The sequence below is a fragment of the Acinetobacter sp. CIP 64.2 genome (assembly GCF_000369645.1).
Classification (GTDB): Bacteria; Pseudomonadota; Gammaproteobacteria; order Pseudomonadales; family Moraxellaceae; genus Acinetobacter.
In genome coordinates, this window is the sequence record NZ_KB850121.1 from 278,174 (window position 1) to 298,084 (window position 19,911).

18 protein-coding genes and 2 pseudogenes are annotated in these 19,911 nt (G+C 39.8%); 8 read left to right on the forward strand and 12 right to left on the reverse strand.

Annotated features, from left to right (window positions below):
* Nucleotides 1–22: 22 nt before the first annotated feature.
* Nucleotides 23–1,840 carry an ABC transporter substrate-binding protein gene (locus F895_RS14995; protein ID WP_005239318.1) on the reverse strand — a complete coding sequence of 606 codons (1,818 nt, stop codon included), beginning with the start codon at nucleotides 1,838–1,840 and terminating at the stop codon, nucleotides 23–25.
* 11 nt (nucleotides 1,841–1,851) lie between these two features.
* Nucleotides 1,852–3,636, reverse strand: a complete 1,785-nt coding sequence (locus F895_RS14990; RefSeq protein ID WP_010589902.1) for an ABC transporter substrate-binding protein — start codon at nucleotides 3,634–3,636, stop codon at nucleotides 1,852–1,854.
* Nucleotides 3,637–4,294: 658 nt separating this feature from the next.
* Here F895_RS14990 and F895_RS14985 point away from each other — a divergent pair.
* The 6 genes from F895_RS14985 to F895_RS14960 all read left to right on the forward strand — a co-directional run bounded on the left by F895_RS14985 (nucleotide 4,295) and on the right by F895_RS14960 (nucleotide 11,081).
* Entirely contained in the window at nucleotides 4,295–7,012 is a 2,718-nt protein-coding gene (locus F895_RS14985; protein ID WP_005239320.1) for a TonB-dependent receptor, read from the forward strand.
* Between the two features lie 154 nt (nucleotides 7,013–7,166).
* The gene (locus tag F895_RS14980) at nucleotides 7,167–7,886 is read left to right on the forward strand and encodes a TonB family protein (protein ID WP_005239321.1); all 720 of its coding nucleotides are present in this window, start codon (nucleotides 7,167–7,169) and stop codon (nucleotides 7,884–7,886) included.
* Nucleotides 7,887–7,925: 39 nt separating this feature from the next.
* Nucleotides 7,926–8,801: a MotA/TolQ/ExbB proton channel family protein gene (locus F895_RS14975; protein WP_005239322.1), complete on the forward strand. Its 876-nt coding sequence runs from the start codon at nucleotides 7,926–7,928 to the stop codon at nucleotides 8,799–8,801.
* An 11-nt stretch (nucleotides 8,802–8,812) separates the two neighbouring features.
* Nucleotides 8,813–9,241 carry an ExbD/TolR family protein gene (locus F895_RS14970; RefSeq protein ID WP_005239323.1) on the forward strand — a complete coding sequence of 143 codons (429 nt, stop codon included), beginning with the start codon at nucleotides 8,813–8,815 and terminating at the stop codon, nucleotides 9,239–9,241.
* Between the two features lie 15 nt (nucleotides 9,242–9,256).
* Entirely contained in the window at nucleotides 9,257–9,676 is a 420-nt protein-coding gene (locus tag F895_RS14965; RefSeq protein WP_005239324.1) for an ExbD/TolR family protein, read from the forward strand.
* A 520-nt stretch (nucleotides 9,677–10,196) separates the two neighbouring features.
* Nucleotides 10,197–11,081, forward strand: coding sequence for a S41 family peptidase (locus tag F895_RS14960; RefSeq protein ID WP_227501363.1), 885 nt, complete (start codon nucleotides 10,197–10,199; stop codon nucleotides 11,079–11,081).
* A 188-nt stretch (nucleotides 11,082–11,269) separates the two neighbouring features.
* Here F895_RS14960 and F895_RS0118815 read toward each other — a convergent pair whose 3' ends face one another.
* The 9 genes from F895_RS0118815 to F895_RS14920 form a co-directional block, all read right to left on the reverse strand.
* Nucleotides 11,270–11,941, reverse strand: coding sequence for a hypothetical protein (locus F895_RS0118815; RefSeq protein WP_010589903.1), 672 nt, complete (start codon nucleotides 11,939–11,941; stop codon nucleotides 11,270–11,272).
* Between the two features lie 311 nt (nucleotides 11,942–12,252).
* Complete coding sequence (bioD, locus tag F895_RS14955; protein WP_005239328.1) at nucleotides 12,253–12,894, reverse strand: dethiobiotin synthase; 642 nt, start codon at nucleotides 12,892–12,894, stop codon at nucleotides 12,253–12,255.
* Complete coding sequence (locus tag F895_RS14950; protein ID WP_005239330.1) at nucleotides 12,895–13,398, reverse strand: hypothetical protein; 504 nt, start codon at nucleotides 13,396–13,398, stop codon at nucleotides 12,895–12,897.
* Between the two features lie 4 nt (nucleotides 13,399–13,402).
* Entirely contained in the window at nucleotides 13,403–14,176 is a 774-nt protein-coding gene (gene bioC, locus F895_RS14945) for a malonyl-ACP O-methyltransferase BioC (RefSeq protein WP_005239332.1), read from the reverse strand.
* Nucleotides 14,173–15,327, reverse strand: coding sequence for an 8-amino-7-oxononanoate synthase (locus F895_RS14940; RefSeq protein WP_005239334.1), 1,155 nt, complete (start codon nucleotides 15,325–15,327; stop codon nucleotides 14,173–14,175). Before F895_RS14940 ends, bioC begins: the two co-directional genes overlap by 4 nt.
* Nucleotides 15,314–16,609, reverse strand: coding sequence for an adenosylmethionine--8-amino-7-oxononanoate transaminase (gene bioA / locus F895_RS14935; RefSeq protein WP_005239337.1), 1,296 nt, complete (start codon nucleotides 16,607–16,609; stop codon nucleotides 15,314–15,316). The genes F895_RS14940 and bioA overlap by 14 nt, the downstream gene beginning before the upstream one ends.
* Before the next feature lie 328 nt (nucleotides 16,610–16,937).
* The gene (locus tag F895_RS14930; RefSeq protein WP_010589906.1) at nucleotides 16,938–17,660 is read right to left on the reverse strand and encodes an alpha/beta hydrolase family protein; all 723 of its coding nucleotides are present in this window, start codon (nucleotides 17,658–17,660) and stop codon (nucleotides 16,938–16,940) included.
* Nucleotides 17,661–17,702: 42 nt separating this feature from the next.
* Nucleotides 17,703–18,032 (reverse strand): DUF6176 family protein, encoded by a 330-nt coding sequence (locus F895_RS14925; protein ID WP_005239340.1) that lies wholly within the window; start codon nucleotides 18,030–18,032, stop codon nucleotides 17,703–17,705.
* Between the two features lie 109 nt (nucleotides 18,033–18,141).
* Nucleotides 18,142–18,624 (reverse strand): GNAT family N-acetyltransferase, encoded by a 483-nt coding sequence (locus F895_RS14920; protein WP_005239341.1) that lies wholly within the window; start codon nucleotides 18,622–18,624, stop codon nucleotides 18,142–18,144.
* Between the two features lie 251 nt (nucleotides 18,625–18,875).
* Between F895_RS14920 and F895_RS14915 the strand changes: the two genes are divergently transcribed.
* On the forward strand, nucleotides 18,876–19,451 hold the full coding sequence (locus tag F895_RS14915) for a peroxiredoxin (RefSeq protein ID WP_005239344.1): 576 nt from the start codon (nucleotides 18,876–18,878) through the stop codon (nucleotides 19,449–19,451).
* A gap of 77 nt (nucleotides 19,452–19,528) precedes the next feature.
* Here the strand turns inward: F895_RS14915 and F895_RS19340 are convergent.
* Nucleotides 19,529–19,639: pseudogene (locus F895_RS19340) on the reverse strand (LysR family transcriptional regulator); the annotation flags it as partial.
* Between the two features lie 106 nt (nucleotides 19,640–19,745).
* Here F895_RS19340 and F895_RS20230 point away from each other — a divergent pair.
* Nucleotides 19,746–19,859, forward strand: a pseudogene (locus F895_RS20230) (hypothetical protein); the annotation flags it as partial.
* Between the last annotated feature and the right edge of the window lie 52 nt (nucleotides 19,860–19,911).

A 19,911-nucleotide genomic window follows, 5' to 3' on the forward strand; every position in this document is an offset into this window, starting at 1 on the left:
TCTCTCCAATTTAATCTGTTTGTTATTTCTTGTCTTGAATATCGATGTACATCCACTCTGCGGGTAATACCGGATGCTTTTTATAACCAATCACACGCGGTTGAGCGACTACAGTACGGTAGCGAGTCGACATGAACTGTACAGGTGAATAAAACTCTAACAGCCGTGACATTTTGCGATACAGCAGATCACGCTCAGGACTGTCATCCAGTTTCTGTGATTGCTCATAGAGACGATCATATTCTGGTAATTTAAAGCAGGTATGGTTGGTCGCATGGATATTATTGCCATAGAACAACTGCACAAAGTTATCTGCATCAGGGTAGTCTGCAATCCAAGCGGAGGCCTTAAACATGGTCTTACATTGTTTTTCTGCTTTTAAACCTTCAGCAAATGGAACGGGTTTTGACACCATATTAATTTTGATATTGGTCAGATCTTTTTTCAGCAATTCTGCCATTTGCATACTACGGGCACTACTGGTTGAAGGCATAAACTCAATTACTAAAGGTTTGCCATCCGGTAGAGTCCGCCAGCCGTTCTTACCGACTTTATAGTTATAGCGATCCAGTAACAGATTGGCTGCCTTGACTGAATAAGGAATGCTGCTTTTATAATTTGGATCATGCCCTGCCACACCAAAGGGAATTGGCGACTCTAATTTTTGAGCATTGCCTTTGGCTAAAATACTAATGAATTTATCTTTGGAAATTGCCATAGACATGGCACGGCGCAGTGCAATCTTGTCCTTACTCAAGCCCCCTACCACAGGGTTCTGGATATTCCAATACAGATAGTCAATCGACGGATCTAAGATACGCGATAGCTGGATACCCTTCTTGGCAAGTTCAGGTTTTAATTTGCCATCTTGATCTAAGGCCTGTACGGGTAACTCACCATCCAAGGTAAATAAATCCAGTCCATCTTTCTGAAAAGACAGCCATCCAGATTGCGATTCTTCAATCACCTGAATATCAACTACACCAATCTGCGGCATTTTCTTGCCTTGCATTTGTTGCACGATTTTCTGATCGGCAGGATCACTGGACTTAAAATCCCAGATAAAACCACGATAATCTGGATTTGCTTTCAGAATAATCCGAGAACCCGGTGTCCAGTGTGACAGCATATAAGGGCCTGTTCCGACAGGTCGCCCCATCACATAACCCGCTTTATCCCGATATTTTTCAATCACCTCGCGCGCCACTGCACCCGTCGGTTGATGCGCCAACAGCATCGGAAAATTATGATTCGGTTCTTTTAAACGGATCACCAAAGTATACCGATCAGGTGTTTGTATCCCCGCCATCGGCTGATCATAATTAAATTTCCCAGTTTTACTGGCTTGTTGAATAAATGGTTCAATGCCCACGATTTTATCTTCGAACAACCAGCTGTTTGGTGAATGTAGATTTGGATCAAGTAAGCGTTTAAATGAATACGCATAATCAGCAGCAGTGAGTTCACGCGGCTTGCCTTGAAATGCAGGATCAGGGGTGAAATAAATCCCTTTCTGAATCCGAATGGTATAGGTCAAACCATCTGCACTCACTTCAGGTAATGCCACTGCCGTTTTTGGCACCAATTTGGCAGGAGAAGCTAAATAATCGTAGGTATAAAGGGTTTCAAATACCGAATAAAGAATATGTGCAGAATATAAATCTTGCGTGGCAACGGGATCAAAACCCGTTTCTGCGACTGGAAAAGCATAACGAAGTACTTTTTTAGGATCCGCTGGGCTTTTCGCTTCTGTAATCGTTACCCCTAGACTTAATGTTGTCCCCAACAACAGCGCCACACTCATGTGTTGCATCGAAAGTTTAAAATTCTGCTTCATCATAAATGCATCGCTTATTTTTGAGTTGGTGAAACAATATCTAAATATTGCCAATTGGTATTCATGATCGGATGGGCCTTAAAGCCCTGTACTTCAGGTTGAATCAACCAGTTGCGAATCCGTGTATCTTGTAAAATCCAAGTATTGTCTGCTTCGATTTGGCGACTCATTTTTTCATAGAATGGCATCCGTTTTTCAGGGGGTTGCTGCATGGCTTGTTTGTATAGATTGTCATAGGCATTAGACTGATAACAGGACTGATTACCTCGTCCAACATTCGGGCCATAAAGTAACTGCGTGAAATTTTCACCTTCAGGATAATCCGCATGCCATGCCCCACTCCACATCATGTATTGACACTGGGTTGCGGCTTTTAAGTTATCGGCAAAATTACTGACTTTAAAGTCTGCCCGAATCCCGACTGCATCTAAATTTTTCTTCCATAACTCAGAATACATTACGGAAGATGTGCCACTCTCGGTATTTATTTTTAAGGTTAGAGGTTTGCCATTAGGCAAATTACGATAACCATCGCTGCCTTTTTTATAACCAAAATGATCCAATAATTTATTGGCCAATACCGGGTTATAACCGATGCTGCTGCGGTAATTCGGGTTATATCCACTTACGCCAGCTGGTACTAGCATTTCTGCCTTAACCGCCTGTCCCTTTCTTAAAATACGGATATATTCATTGACATTAAAGGACATCGCGATGGCACGTCTTAACGCAATTTTATCTAGGCTATTACCACCAACAATAGGATCACGCATATTCAACATCGAATAGGTAATCTCCGCCTCTTTATTGGCATAAAGACGTATACCCTGTCTTTGCATTTCTGCTTTTAACTGATTATTTTGATCAAGCACTTTAGGAATTGCATTTGAAGTGACCTTATCAAAATCCAGTTGCTTGGACTGAAAGGCGAGCCAACGTGATTGTTCTTCTTCGATAATGCTGATATTGACTTTGCCAATTTGCGGCATTTGCTTGCCACTCATTTCTTTGACCAGTTGATCATCCCAAGCCGTGCCTGTGGATTTAAAATTCCAGACAAAACCGCGGTAATCTGGATTGGCCACCAATTCGATCTTGCTGCGGGGCACATATTTACTCAGCATATAGGGCCCTGTTCCCACAGGATGCATAGCCAAACGATCTTTATAATATTCAACAACTTCACGCGCAGTTGCGCCAAAGCTACTATAGGCTAGAATATAAGGAAAATTATAATCAGGTTGCGTCAAGGTAAATTGAATCGTATATTTATCCAGTGCCTTAACACCTTCAATCTTGGCATCATAGTTAAATGTGCCGGTTTTTTTAGCTTGGTCAACCAGTGCATTGGCACCGACGATTTTATTATCAATAAAAGAAAATGATGAGGCATGATTTTTAGGATCGAGTATCCGCTTAATGGAATAGACATAATCCTCAGCAACCAACTCCCTACGCATGCCTTTAAATGCTGGATCATCAGTAAAATAAATCCCAGGCTTTATTTTAAATATATAAATCTGACCATTTTTTTGAATGACAGGTAGGCTTTCTGCTGTGGACGGAACCAATTTCACTGGGCTAGCCAGATAATCATATTGTAGCAATCTTTCAAAAATCACATCGGCAACATTACCACTGTAAAAATTAAAAGTTTTAACCATGTCAAAACCATCATCTGGTGCTTCAAAAGCAACACGGAGTACTTTATCTGCTTGGGCAGGTGTTTTTGCATACCCCATCGGCATGCATGCAATAATGGTTGAGAATACAGTGACCGTAAAAAAAGTTGACTTCAAATCAGTGCTCACATTATCGTTTTTTAATAAATACTAGACTTTTGCATAGCATTCAACACTACAACCGTTTCCCTTTCAGCATGTCTCATTCCAGTTTTTTACTAAAAAATCATTTATTTAATGATGTTTTACCAGTTGGAAAAATTCAGTCAAAAGAAAAACCCCTTAAAGATCGAAAATTACCTAGCTATTTTCATGCCACTTTTCCAATAAAAAAATAAGCCTGTTTTTTAATCAAAAGACATTCCAAGCAGACTTATTTTTCACGCATCTTAAATAAAAGTAACTTTATGCCAAATCATATTTTTATATATTATTTTCCATTTCAATGAAATAAAAATAATAAATCTAATGTTTTATAGCAATAAAAGACTTAATGCACCACAAAAAAGCAAAAATAAAACTTTATGATTCATTTTAATGCATTAAAAAATCATACCTTATCTGGAAGTTTATGTTAACTAGGCGACATCTGAAATTATTTCAACATTTTTAATATTTAGTAAAAATATGAAAAGCTTATATATAAAAACTAAAACACTTTTACACATTTTATTCTACATTAAGCAAAATCTAAAAATAGGGTTTGGCACAGCTCTTGCTAAAACGGATTTATTGAATTTTTAGAGTGGCAATCCATTTAGGGGTTAAATAATCAATGAAAAAAGCCAACTTCGCTCAACCAACTGCTCTGCCAAAAGCGGGCAAAACCATACTCAAACTCAGTACACTTAGTTTAAGTATGTTGTGTTTAACCATGGCTCACGCTGCTGAGGCAGAATCATCATCCGAGGAAAAAGTAGCCAAAGTTGTAAAAGTTGCAGTTACAGGTTCTTCCATTAAAGGCGTTGCAGCACAGAGTGCTTCACCGATCACAGTCGTCAAGGTTGATGAGATTCTAAAACAAGGGATAACCACAACAGAAGAAGCACTCACTAAAATTACGGCCAACCAAGCAGGTTTTGTTACTTCACAAAACGTCGGACACTCTGGTACTGCAGGAGCAACAGCCAATTTACGAGGAGTTGGCGAAAATAAAACATTGATTTTACTCAATGGTCGCCGTTTGGCTGCAAGTGCATTTGATAGTGGTGTAACCAATTTAAATGTGATTCCACTGGCCATGCTTGAACGGATCGAGATCGTCCGTGATGGTGCTTCTGCAATTTATGGTACCGATGCCATTGGTGGAGTCATCAACTTTATTACCAAGAAACAATTCACTGGATTAAATATCAGTGGTGGCCTTACCCAACCTGAACATAAAGGTGGTGATACTCAAGACATCAGTATTTTTGGTGGCTATGGCGACCTTGAAGACAATGGTTTTAATGTATTTGGTGTGGTTGATTATCGCCATGGCAATGACATCATGGCTAAGGATAGAAAGATTAGCGCAAAAGGCAGCCTGATTCCCGAACTTGGTCTTGATACACGAAGTTCAGCCTCGTTCCCTGCCAATTTCGTTGATTCTAAAAATGGAACCAGTGGAAATCCTTATGCAGCAACAGGCTGTGGCGGTTATGCAGGTACTGAAGCACTTGGTAAAGTTTGTCTACTTAACACGCAAAACATGATCGGGATTGTGCCGAAAACAGAAGATATTTCCGCGATGGGCCGTTTAACGCTGAAGCTAAATAATAACTTCAACGCCATTGGTGAATATGTTTATGCCAACAATAAGGTCTCAACATCAGTCGCACCCGATGTCTATAACGGCAATAATAAAGTGAGCCTTGGCAAAAATAGTAAATATTATCCAGGGAATGGTTTCGTACCTGCTGTTGCTAACCTCAGTGGTGAACCACTTCTACTCTCACTACGCTCACAAGCTGGTAACCGTATTAGTGATACAGAGAATGAATCTCATCGAGTTTTTGTAGGTATTGAAGGTGAAGCATATGGTTGGGATATCAATACAGGTGTCAGCTACGCACGTAATGCAGTCACAGAAACAGCAACCAGTGGATATTTAGATAAAGCGGCTGTGCAATCAGCTTTAGATGCAGGCCAACTTAATCCATTTGGGCCACAGGCGGCTGGAGATGATCCGAATCTTTGGAACAAACTCTCACTTTCAGGAGATTATAACAAAGCAAAATTAGAATCCAGTACAGTCGACTTTACTGCAAGCCGACCAATTTATACCTTACCTGCTGGTGATGTTGGTTTCGCATTTGGTGGCAGTTTCCGCCATGACAAGTGGGATTCTACTGTAAATTCAGATCTTGCTGCTCGCTTACCAAGCCTTGGAACTGATCCTAATAATCCACATCAAGAAGGCAAGCGCGATATCTCATCAGTATTTACCGAACTACAAATCCCACTACATAAAACGTTAGAAGCACAAATTGCAGCGCGCTACGACAACTATAGTGATGTCGGTGATACCTTTAATCCAAAAATTGCTTTACGTTGGGAACCACTTAAACAACTCATGTTCCGTACTTCGTACAGCACAGGCTTCCGTGCACCAACCTTATATGAAATCAATAAAACCAATAGTCGAACTTTATCACCAAATAACAGTGACCCAATTTTATGCCCAGGGGGTAAAGTTGCCGCTGGCGGTAGTGAGGCTCGTGACTGTAATCAGCAATTCGATCGTATGCAAGGGGGAAATAAAGAGTTAGAGCCTGAGAAGTCAACCTCGGTTACCGCAGGATTTGTACTTGAACCAATCAAAAATCTTGTGTTCTCTTTGGATTACTACAATATTGAAATCAAAAATCAGATTTCTGCCCTAGATTCTGCCGCTATTTTTGCAGATCCAAACAAATATCAAGATAAATTTGTCCGTAAGACAGATGGCTCCATTGACTATCTCATTACCACCATGCAAAACATGGGGAATATAAAAACAGAAGGTTTTGATCTAGGCTTAAATTATCTCACGCCCATGACCTCAACTGGACGTTTTGGTTTTGGTATTGATGGAACCTATATCACGAAATACGATTACCAAACCGAGAAAAATGGTGAATGGTTTAGCAACCTAGGGGCATATCAAGATAATAGCCCGATCAGCAATGGCGGACCAACAATTCGCTGGAAACATGTGGCAAACCTAAATTGGTATTACGAAAATTGGGCTCTGAATTTCCAGCAACAATTCACAAGTGGCTACAAAGATCAAAACTCGGACAATCTTGCTGATGGTTATAAGAATCATCGTGTCAGTGACTATACCGTTTATAACGTTTCAGGAACCTATAAAGGCTTTAAAAATCTAGATTTAACACTTGGTATTAAGAATCTGTTTGATGAAGAACCAACGGTTTCCAATACAGTGACTAACTTCCAGTATGGCTATGATCCACGTTTTAGCGATCCAACAGGCCGTACCTACTTCGCCCGTGGCACCTACAAATTTTAATACGTTTCGTCACTACGGCATGACTCTTGTTCTGTCGTAGTGGTTTACCGCAATCCTCTGATTCATCAAAAATTAAAGTGGTCAGTATCAATTTTTTAATTGGTCTCATCCTCCAAACGATGGTGAATCCATGATTGTAATTTCAGGAGTAATTATGGGCATCCCCTTTTCTGAGAATGAAAATCAACCCGCCAAACGCCTAGTCGGCATTGGTCTGGTGTTATTTCTACATCTCATTATCGCCTATATTCTGATGACAAGTTTAGCGACAGACTTTAGCAAGCCTGTCGATAAACCTGTAGAGCTACAGATTATTCAGGACATCAAACCACCACCGCCGCCAAAACCTGAGGAACCTAAACCGAAAGAAAAGCCCCCAGAACCACCGAAGATGGTCGAAAAAGTGGCCAAGATGCCTGACCCACCGAAACAGGTGGAGAAAGTCACCCCTGTGCAAAAACCAGCACCTGCCCAACCGACTAAAACAGCCGTGGCGACACCAACACCCGCGCCTGCTACTGCAAGTCCAAGCCCTGTTGCTGCTGCACCATCAGCCCCCGTAGCAGCTGCAGCTCCGCCTCCAAAACCTGCGGGGATCTCGCGTGGTGTTTCTGAAGGTGAAGCAGGTTGCCAAAAGCCTGAATATCCACGTGAAGCCTTGATGAATGAAGAAGAAGGTACGGTGCGTATTCGGGTACTGGTCGATGGCTCAGGTAAAGTGATTGACTCAAAAGTAAAAAAATCGAGTGGTAGTAAAAGTCTGGATAAAGCAGCGGTCAAAGCCTATAGCTTGTGCACATTTAAACCAGCCATGAAAGACGGTGTACCACAACAAGACTGGTACGAAATCGAATATCCATTCACGATTTCCTAAAGAAAAGCATTGAACAAACAAATTTTTGGAGAATTTAAAATGAAAAACACAGCAAAACGTATTTCTAGAATCGCGGCAATTGGTCTCATTGCAGGAACGACCTTACTTCCAGTTGCAGCTGTTTGGGCTGATGAAACTACGCAGACCACCGCCATTACCACAACCAGTACCGATGCGACTGCACAAGCTGCACCGACACCACCACCATTACCTGCAACAGTGGAAAAAGTACATAACCCTTATGGCTTGGAAGCCCTCTGGCGCGAAGGTGATTTAGTTGCAAAATCGACTTTATTCATCCTAGTGCTGATGTCAATTGGTACGTGGTACATCATTCTGTCTAAAGTGTTTCAGCAAAGTAAAATCAAGCGTCATGGCACAGAAGCGGAACGTCATTTCTGGGAAGCAGAATCGCTGAATAGCGCAGCAGAAAGCTTAAATAGCAATAGTAGCTATCGTTATATTGCTGAAAAAGGCATTCGTTCGACCAAACATCACGATGGCACCTTATTAGAGCGTATTGATTTCAACACATGGGTGACCATTTCTATTCAACGTGCTATCGAAAAAGTACAAAGTCATCTCAGTAATGGCTTGGCCTTCCTTGCAACCGTTGGGTCAACAGCACCCTTCGTAGGATTATTTGGAACAGTTTGGGGAATTTATCATGCGCTGACCGCGATTGGTATTTCAGGCCAAGCATCGATTGATAAAGTAGCAGGCCCTGTGGGCGAAGCCTTAATTATGACGGCGATTGGTTTGGCTGTCGCAGTGCCTGCGGTACTGGGCTACAACTGGTTAACTCGTCGTAATAAAGCCGTAATGGACAATGTTCGCTCCTTTGGTTCGGATTTACATGCGGTATTACTCAGCGGTGATTTAAATCGCAATCACCCAGACCGTGATCTTAAATAAGGAAGAATGCTATGGGCATGATGATAAATTCTGATCAAAGTGACGATGAAGTCATTGGGACGATTAATACGACACCGCTGGTCGACATCATGCTGGTGCTGCTGATTATCTTTTTAATCACGGTTCCAGTGGTCACGCATACCGTTCCAGTTAAACTCCCAGAAGAGAAAAATACGCCTTATGCCACCACCCCACAAAATATCCAGCTTTCAGTGAATAAAACAGGGGATATTTTTTGGAATGAACAACACGTTGCAAATAAGGAAACCCTACTCGCACGTTTACAAGTTGAAGCACAAAAGCGTCCACAACCTGAGGTTCATATTCGTGGTGATCAATTGACGCACTATGAAGCAATTGATCAAGTGATTAGTACAACTCAACAAGCTGGGATTGGCAAAATTGCATTTGTCACTACTCCGCCTGCTTCCGCACAATAACAGGAGGAACCACAGATGGGTATGAATGTAGGTTCAAAAAAGGATGAAGATGAGGTGATGCTTGACGTCAATATGACACCACTGATTGATGTCATGCTGGTGCTGCTGATTATGTTCATTATCACCATCCCGATTCCAAATAATGCCATTAACATTAATTTGCCGAATGGTACACCGCCACCACCAACAGATCAGAAGCCACCAGAAACGATTAACCTGCGTGTCGATGCACAAGGACATATTTTCTGGAATGATCAAGCGGTTGCAGATCGTCAGGCACTTAAGGTTTTATTCGAATCTGTGGCCCAAAAAGCCGATCAGGATCAAATTAAATTTAAACCAGATGCTCAGGCGGAATATAAAAATATTGCAATGGTGATGGCGCTGGCTCAACAAACCAATGTCACTAAAATCGGTATCGTCAGTAATAACTAAATAATAAAAACAAGAAACTATTCTCATAATGAGAGTTTACTCCTGCGCTAACAAGTTCGCTTGTTAGCTTTTTTTATTGCCCTTTATGCTCATTCAGCAATACGCCTTTATTATTAAAAAAAATTATATATATCAATTGTTTTAGTTAATTAAAACCCTTTCAAATCAGTTATATTTTCCATATTCATATGTGAAATTATAGTGATTTTTATTAAATGAGGGTGTCTATAAAAAGTACATTTCATTCATCCAGCCCCAACAACATTTTAGATAAAACAAACATCAAATACGTGTCTTTTAATTAATCATGAAAAAAAACGGTATTGCATTATTACTCACTGCCTGTGCTAGCCTTGCACATACAGCAACGACTGGCGCCACATTCACCAATGAGCAGTGCCAACAAGATTTTAATTTTATTGCAAATTTTTTATTAGAAAATGATGCAGGCATTCATGCGGATGAATGGAAACAATATCCAGATATTATCAATAGGTTATTCAAAACACAGCAAAATAAAATGACCCAAATTAAAACAGTTAAAGACTGTACTGTAATCATTGAGCCTTTTTTACGCTCGATACGTAAAGGACACCTTAGAGCATCAGATCAATCAATCTTTCATGGCTTTCATGTCAGCACAAATTCAAGTTCAGATCAAAGTTTAATAGAAACTCAACAACTATCTGAATTAACGTCTTATATCAAAGTCACCTCTTTTCGAGAGGGAATGAAACAAAAACTAGAAAAAGTCATTCAGAAAAATCAGGATAATATTCGTACTGCCCCCTATATCATTATTGATGTCCGTGAAAATAACGGTGGTAATGATTCAAATTATTTCCCTTTAATACAATTATTAGGTCAGCATGAGTACTGGTTTCAGTCACCTAAAATGTTCTCTACCCCAGAGAATATTAAAGCATGGGCAATCTATAAAACATTATTGAACAGTGCTTCACATAACAAATGGAATGATGCAATCACTGCAAAAATGCGAACACAACCTTGGCGTTGGGTCAGTCTATTTGATACAAATGAAATTAGACAAACCATTAACAAAAAAGAAGCTTTAGCCCAACCTAAAAAAATAGTGATTTTGATGAGTTCAGAATGTGGAAGCTCATGTGAGCAATTTATCTTAACTGTAAAACAAAACCCCAAGGTCATCACGATGGGGCAAAATACTTATGGCACTATCGCAGCATCTAACATGCTTGAAAAATTGACACCATCCAATAAAATCTACTTAAGTTATGCAGGAACTTATGTCAATTTAGGCATCAAAGATGTCGATCGTTTGGGTATCCCACCTCAAATAAAACTGCCCCAGCCCCAGAATAAAACGGCCTATAATGCCGAAATTTCGTTGGCGCAAAGCTTGTTGGAAAATGAAAAACTATAACGTCATTCAAGGATGAGACTAAAACTTTTCCAACTCAATCCATTTTGCTTCTGGAAGGTGATGGCATTAGCTCAACAAACCAATGTCACTAAAATCGGTATCGTCAGTAATAACTACATAATAAAAACAAGAAACTATTCTCATAATGAGAGTCTACTCCTGTGCTAACAAGTTCGCTTGTTGCTTTTTTATTTTATTTCACTGATCATGATCGGAATAAGCTTACTACTTACTTTATAGCCTTGCGGTTTGTTATTACAAGCATCCCCCGTCACTGTGGTTCGAATGACATAAGGTGAATAAGGCATCACATTTAAATAGCCAGAGTTCTCTCGTCCCGTACGACAATCTTCTGCACCTAGTTTTTCATCATAGCGCCCGTTATAAGAAGATTCTTCTACTCTTGTAATCAGCTTAGTACTCCATTGATTTAAATAAACTAGACTTTTACTCGATTCAACCGTGCCCTGTCCTGAGCCCGCGCTTTCAATTTCGATCAGTTGAATCGGCTTACCTTTATAAACGGTTGGATGTACTTTAAAGCTATTCGATTGACCACCAAACTCTTTTAAGATTCGAGCCTGTTTTAATTTGGGACGGGTTAATACATAACCAGCCCAAAAATTCCGTCCCGCATTTTCAAAACTCACGCCCGATAAATAGGCTTCTTCCCCTGAGATCAGTTTTACGGCTTCGGTAGAATCAATCTGAATGGCTTGAGGAGGATTGGCATTTGAATCTTGTAAGTTGGTGATCCAACTAATGATGGTTTTATCTGTTGGCACAGCAGCATGAGTTGTTGAGACTGGAATCAAAAATCCAAATAAAATGGATAGAGCTAATTTATTTTTCTTGTTCATTTTAGGCCTTACTTTTATAAAATCGAAACTCTCAGATGAAATATGATACTCGGAAACGTCATCCACAACCTGCGTGAATTTTGCAATATATTGTTTCTGCGAAATAATAAAAACAAGAACGGAGAGAGAACAGGTTTTGTAGATGACAATGCCTTTGCCTACTTTGGGCGAAACCAAAGTAGGGCGAACCTGAACGAAGTTGAAATATATTTCAACTGAAGCGCAAGACATAGTGGTTTATCCCTAACTTTAGCTTGAACTCAGCGAGACTCTGTGAAGAGCCACTATTTTGATTCTAATTAAAATTTAAGTTATTTAAACTTTTCCAACTCAATCCATTGAGCATCAGGAAAATGCTTTGCCAAATAAGCTTTTAAATAATCTGCGGTATCTTTCGAAATAACTGGATCTTTCGACTCATCCTTTAAGTTATACACCAAAGCATGCAAACTCAAACCACGCTGCTTTAATGCTTCTAAACTCAATAAAGTATGGTTAATACTGCCCAAACGTCCAGAAGTCACCAAAATCACAGGAAATTGATGCTGAGCAATATAATCAATGGTCAACATCTCTGTAGTTAAAGGCACCATCAAACCACCTGCACCTTCTAACAGCACCACCTCAAAACGTTGGGCAAGTTCCTTAGTCGCTGCCTCGATTTTGGCAAAATCCAGATCACGTCCATCCAGACGTGTGGCTAAATGTGGTGAGGCAGGATAACTAAAAATTTCAGGCATGGTCAGCTTTTCGTGATCTTCCTGAAACCAGCCACTGCCCATAATTTCACGGTGTTTTTCGATATCTTCTGAGATATCTACATTACCTGTTTGTACTAATTTCTGAGTAATAACACGTAGCCCTTGCTCGGTCCAAAGTTTGGCGAGATAGCCTGTGGCATATGTTTTACCAATTTCAGTATCAATACCGCTGACAAAATAAATACGACTCATCTATTTAATCTCCTTTCCCTGAGTTATCGAACTTTGAGGGTAAATTTCATGAATATAAGGATAATCACTCAAACGCTGATCTAAAGAATATTCAATACAGATTTCACTACCTGCATAGTCTTGTATCTGGTAGGTATAAGGGAAAATTTGACTATTCTGCTCATTTCGTAATAAAAACTGACCACTGCTTCTGCCGGATTTCTTAATATTTTTAGCCCAACCACACATGGCTTTTCGCGGCGCATTTTGGTTCATATAATCTGTTATCCAGCTCGCCAACCCAAAAGACAACAAAATCATCATTAAAACTATCCCTTCAATAATCAGATTGGGGATTTGGTCTTTTTTCCAGATGCGTATATATCCTAAGCTGATCAGTAAAACACCCAAAATCAAGCAAACCATTGTCCAGAAGAAAGCAGAAAACACCAGAAACATTAAACTTATGCTCAATGCAAAATAACCATGCACAATATTATGTCTGGACGTTAACCGATCTGGCATAATCCTACTCATTTCCTAAAGATAATGACTCTGCTCTCCGTGCAATCACATAAATCGGATCATAAGTCAGGCGGAAACCCTGTTCATCATAAAACTGTTGATAATCTAAATAAAACTGCTGCAAGGATTGCTTGGTCCAGCGATGTGACTGAGCTGTTGCGGTTACCCCTGTCGCTTTTAAATGCTGCAATACCGATTTGGGATGATCAAAATAAACCTGCTTCAGTTCTTGCGCGATGAACAATACTTCAAAGCCTTGCTGTTCCAAGTACCGTTTCAGTACATCATGATCAATATAAATTAAACCTTGTCCAGTCAGCTGTTTAATTTCAGTGAGATTATCTGGCCCAAAAGTAGAAAAACCAAAATATGCATTGGGTTGTAAGGCACTGTGAATCCGCCGTAATAATGCAGGCAGATCCATCATCCATTGCAATGCTGAACTGGAAATCACCGCATCCAAGCCTTGAGGTAATGCCAGTTGTTCAATATCACCAATCAGCCAATTTACATGTTTAAGATTTAGAAAATGCTGATCGACATCTGCATATAAATCATTTAAGAACAGTTGCTCAACCTGAAAATAAGACTCACATAAATAGGTGAGATTGCCTGAACCACAGCCAATCTCTAGGACTGAATCCAAGTTTTGCGGACAATACACTTTAAGGTATTCAAATAACTGCGCACTAATTTGCTTTTGTACCACAGCATGCTCAACATAGCTTTGCCCTGCTTTGGCAAAACGTCGTGCAACCAATGCTTTATTGATGCTCACAAACACTCCACCAATTGTTCCAATTCAGCTTTTTGCACCAAAGAAGTCAAGGAAATACGCAAGCGTGAACTATTCTGTGGCACTGTTGGTGGGCGTACTGGCATGGCATAAAACCCTTGTTGCTGCACATAGCGTGCTTTTTCAATGGCCGCTTGGCTTTCACCTACGATAATCGGAACAATATGGCTGCTGGATGGACTGGAGAAACCTTTTGCAATTACCGCCTGTTGTAAATACTGACTGATCTCAGTCAAGTGCTGACGCTGCTGCTGCATGCTCAATACTTTATTAAAAATAAAATCTGACCATGCCATCGAGATCGGTGGTAAAGCCGTGCTGAAAATCAATGGACGCATTTTATTGATCAGATAGTCACGGATGATTGAATCACAAATGATATAGCCACCCACAGACGCAATTGCCTTACCAAAGGTTCCAACCAAGAAATCAATCTGATCCAATACGCCATATTGTTCGGCACAGCCCAGACCCTGCTCACCCCTGACCCCAATCGCATGGGCTTCATCGACATACAACATGGTTTTGGCAAAGCGCTGTTTTAACTGTGCCAATGCTGCCAAATCAGTCTCATCGCCATCCATACTAAAAATACTTTCAGTCACCACAATAATGCGTTCAACTTGCTCATCTTGGTGATACTTTTGCAATAACTGTTCCAGATGTTGCAAATCATTATGACGATAACGCACATATTGAGCAGTCGATAATCGAATCCCATCAATCATACTGGCATGTACCAGTTTATCGGCCAGAATCACGGTTTTGCTATCGGCCAAGGCAGGCAAAAGACCGATATTCATGTGATAACCGCTATTAAAGAGTAAGGCCGTGCGACCAAATGCTTTGCTTAGGCTATTTTCAAATTGCTCATATTCTGCAAAATTGCCTGTAAGCAAGCGTGATGAAGATGAACTAAAAAGTGCTCGTTCAATTTTCAGCGTATCCAGAAATTCTTCTCTTAAACTTAAATCAGCGGCCAAACCTAAATAATCATTGGATGCCAGATTCAACATGCTTCGATCTTGAATGGTGATCCATTTTCCCAGCTGTTGATTTGCAGTAAATTGGCGAAAATTACCTTGCTGTTTAAGTTGCTCAAGCTGCTCGGCATAATGATCAAGGAAAGACATTGGCATTTGCTCCTTGCATATTTTTCACCACTTCGCTCATCTGTGCTAATAAATAATGGAGTTCATCATCCGTGATCACATACGGCGGCATCACATAAACTAATTTACCAAATGGCCGCACCCAAATACCCCGTTCAACGAACTGTTGCTGCAAGGTTTTCATATCGACATTACTGGTTAATTCAACGACCCCGATCGCACCTAACACACGGACATCAGCAACATGATCGAGCTGTGCTAAATCATTTAACTGCTCAGCAAGAATTTTTTCAAGCCGTTGAATATTGGATTGCCAATCCTGTTCTATCAGCAGTTGAGTACTTCTTAAAGCAACCGCACAGGCCAGTGGATTTGCCATAAAGGTTGGGCCATGCATAAACACACCCGCTTCACCACGACTAATGCTTTCAGCCACTTCCTTGGTGGTTAGGGTCGCAGACAGCGTCATATAGCCGCCAGTTAAGCCCTTCCCAATACACATAATGTCAGGTTCAACTTGCGCATGTTCCCAAGCAAACATTTTACCTGTACGCCCAAAACCTGTGGCAATCTCATCAAAGATCAACAGTAAATTGTATTGCTCACACAATGCTTTGGCTTGGCGCAAATATTCAGGATGATAAAAACGCATCCCGCCTGCACCCTGCACAATCGGCTCAATAATCAGGGCAGCAATAGTGTGATGATGTTGTTCGATCTGTTGTTTGAGTTGTTGAATATCTTGCGGATTCCATTCGCCATCAAAACGACTTTGTGGCGCGGGAACAAAAATTCGATTGGGTAAACTTGTCCCAAAAATCTGATGCATTCCTGTGACTGGGTCACACACCGACATTGCATTCCAGGTATCACCATGATAACCAGAACGGGTGGTAATAAAGTTGGTTTTCTCAGGTTGATGCAATGCAGCCCAATACTGCACTGCCATTTTTAAAGCAACTTCAACCGAAACAGAACCTGAGTCTGCGTAGAAAATCTTATCCAAGCTCGGTGGCGTGATTTTTAATAATAATTTGCCTAATTCAATTGCAGGTTCATGGGTCAGACCACCAAACATGATATGCGCCATGTTCTGCAATTGATCTGTAACCGCTTGGTTTAGTTCAGAGTGGTTATAACCATGAATGGCACACCACCATGACGACATGCCATCAACCAAAGTTCGACCATCTTCTAATTCAATGGTCGCACCGTAGGCACGTTTAACTTTAAAGGTTGGCAATGGATTTAACATCGAAGTATAGGGATGCCATATATGTTCTAAATCAAATAAATCGGTCATCCTCTACCTCATTTGCTGCTATTTCAAAATTTTCCATCAGCCTAATCACGCTTTTAGATACTCGGAAATGTCATCTGCAACCTGCGTGGTATAAACAAGATACAAGGCTTAGTACACTAGATCAAAAGAAAAAATGACAGAAGTGAACAGGTTTTGCAGATGACAAATGGTTTTGCCTACTTTTCCCGAAAGAAAAGTAGGTCGCCGAAGGCATATCCTAGAAAATGGATGAGAACTCGGCATGATTCCATTAGGCCTATAAACCAGGCTCTATCTTAAACTTGTCAAAAGCTAAAATATATTGCGATAACTTTCAATTCAAGCAAGATTAAACCGTCTGTTGAATAAAATCTTCAATTATTTGCACAGTCTGCTCAACCATAAAGCACGGAAAACCATGCGAAGCTCCATCAATCGAAACAACACATAGATTCTTTGCAGCTAAATCCTTTGTTTTTTGCATAACTTGGTAAGGAACTAAAGCATCATGCTCCGCAAAGACATGTAACTGTCTGCCCTGATAATTTTCATACAACTCAACCAAGTTTAATTGCTCCAGCAACTGCAATCCCTGCCGAAGCAAGGCAATCGGTTGTGGACGAATCAATTTTTGCATAACCAAAAAGTCTTTTTTTGCTGAACTGGCACCTTGACAGACCAACAAACCAAAACGCTTTAAAGTACTAATCGCATCCTGTTCAAATGACTGTTTAAATTGGATAAAGGTTTCAATAGGCATGGCAGCCATCCAGTCTGTTTGTGCCACAAAACATGGATTTGACGCTAACGTGATTAAAACTTTCTTTTCAGCATATTGTTGCTGGATTTGATCGACCAGCAAGGTTGCCAGTTGTCCACCAAGCGACCACCCTACAATCACATCAAATTTCACTGCACGTTCAACATACTGTTGCAAGATGTCATCATTCAGCGCATTAAAGATATTGATCCGCTCAACGCTATGCCCCTTTTGTTCTAAAGCCTCATGTAAAGGTTTTAATAATTCAGCACCACCGCCCCATCCTGTAATCAGTAGAATCTTATAACTCACATGCTTGCCCAATTCTAAAAACGTCAACGCAGTATACGCTGATTAACATTGGTTATTATTTTCCAAATCTACCAAAAGCTGTGCAGGAATCACCTGCTCCCAATGTTGCTTAAACTGTCGATGCACTTGATCAATATCAAAGCAACTGTTTCTTGCCACCTGCTGAGCATAAGCAAGATCTTTAGCACGCATATAAGCCAGTAAATAGTGCTCTCCATTCAATTCAAGTTGAAACCAAGATTCAACGGTTACCCCTTCAGCTTGCAGTGTTTGAATGGCTTCTGTTTTACGTTGTTCAATTTCTTGCTGCCAAGCCTCGACCTCAGCCTGCCTATTTGTTTTTAATTTAATCAGAACTGCACCAACATCCATGCTTTTACCTTTTCTGTTAGTATTTATGAAATATATACAACAAATGCATCACGGGAAAAAACATAATTCACTTACTGCTTATAAGTTAAAACTAAGATTATTTAAGTCATCAGATGAATTTTCGATATACATAATCATTATTTTCTTCATCGATTTTTTCAAACCCGAATTTTTCAAGAATTTTTTTTGAAAATATATTCCGATAATCGACATAAGCCTCTATTTTTTTAACATCTTCATTTTTTTCTAGAAAATTTTTAAGCCAATTTACAGCTAAAGATCCGTAACCTTGATTCCAAAATTTTTTATAAATTACATAACCAATATAAGCCTTGTGCTCATCTTTCAAAATTGTTGCCTGAAGAGTACCAATAGGCTCTTTTCTCTCCAAGTCATGATAGATGATCCAGTTTAACCACACTTCATTTTCACTTTTAGATCCATCTATTAAAAATTGATATCGATCTTTCAACGCTTGTATATTTTTATATTTAACATCTGGAATATATAAATATAATTCATCATCTTGCAAAGATAAAAAAGTTTTATCTGCATCATCGACGCTTAATAAAAAAGTGTTTATTTTATTCATTACAAACCCACCATTTTTAAATAATCATTCATATTTATTTTTCACCACTCAATCTAATTGACTAAGTTAAAAGGATTATTCCTTTTTGTTACTGCGAATTTAATGAAAAAATTGTGCCAACTTTTCATCTATTTCTACTTCTTTTTAAATTCACCATTCAATTAGAATCGATCAAAATCCTGTAAAGAATTTTCTAACACATCTCTTTTGTAAATTTGCTAAAGTAGCTGCTATTACACTTTGAGATCAACATGATGAATACGATAAAGTCCAAAGTTCTCGTTTTATGTAGTTCACTTTTTTTACTCAGCACGCCTAGTCTCAGTACAGCGCAAAGTACCTTATTTTCCAAGCAAGATACTGCACAAAAAGAATGGGTTGGACAGTCTGCGCCAGACTTTAAACTGCAAGATCAGAGTGGCAAATGGCATACCTTGAGCCAGTATAAGGGTAAATGGGTAGTGCTATATTTCTATCCTAAAGATAATACGGCGGGCTGTACTCAAGAAGCCAATCAATTTAAATCGCTGTATCCTCAATTTACCAAATCAAATGCTGTGGTGCTGGGTGTCAGTCTGGATGATGTCGCATCACATCAAAAATTCTCAGAAAAACTCGGTTTACCCTTCCCGATTCTTGCTGATGATCAAGGCGAACTGGCCAGTAAATTTGGCATCGTTCGAAATTTAGGAATTGCCAAGATCGCCAAACGAGAAAGCTTTTTGATTAATCCTCAAGGTGCGGTGATGTATCACTACACCAGCGTAAATACTCAAACTCATGCCGATCAAGTCTTGAAAGACCTCAAAACCTTACAAAGCAAATAATCGCTTTGGAAATTCTGAGTCAACTCATCGATTGATCATCTGCCTAGATTTTTAAGTCTAGGCATTTTTATACGCGTTTAAAAATCAATGCCAAGCGAATCATCAATCGGGTTCTGGTCCAGTGTAAACACAGTCCGCTGATAAGGAATGCCTTCCAGATCATACACCTGATAAACCCAATCAAATAACAGTGGTCAGCGTTGGCACCTGCAGTAGGTTCAAGGCTAGATAAGCATGTGACTGATACCATATTGCCATTCGACATCCAAACCTCTGACTACTTTAAATATGCTGCAAGTTTATTTTAAAGGCTTTGCCCTGTAATACATTCGCATTGACTATGATGTGAAACATGGCAATGACTTTGGTGAAGACCGCTTATTTGTGAACTATAGTAAAAAATTCTAAGTCTTATATTTCTTCCTCACAAAAAAAAGAGAACTTCAAATGAAGTTCTCTT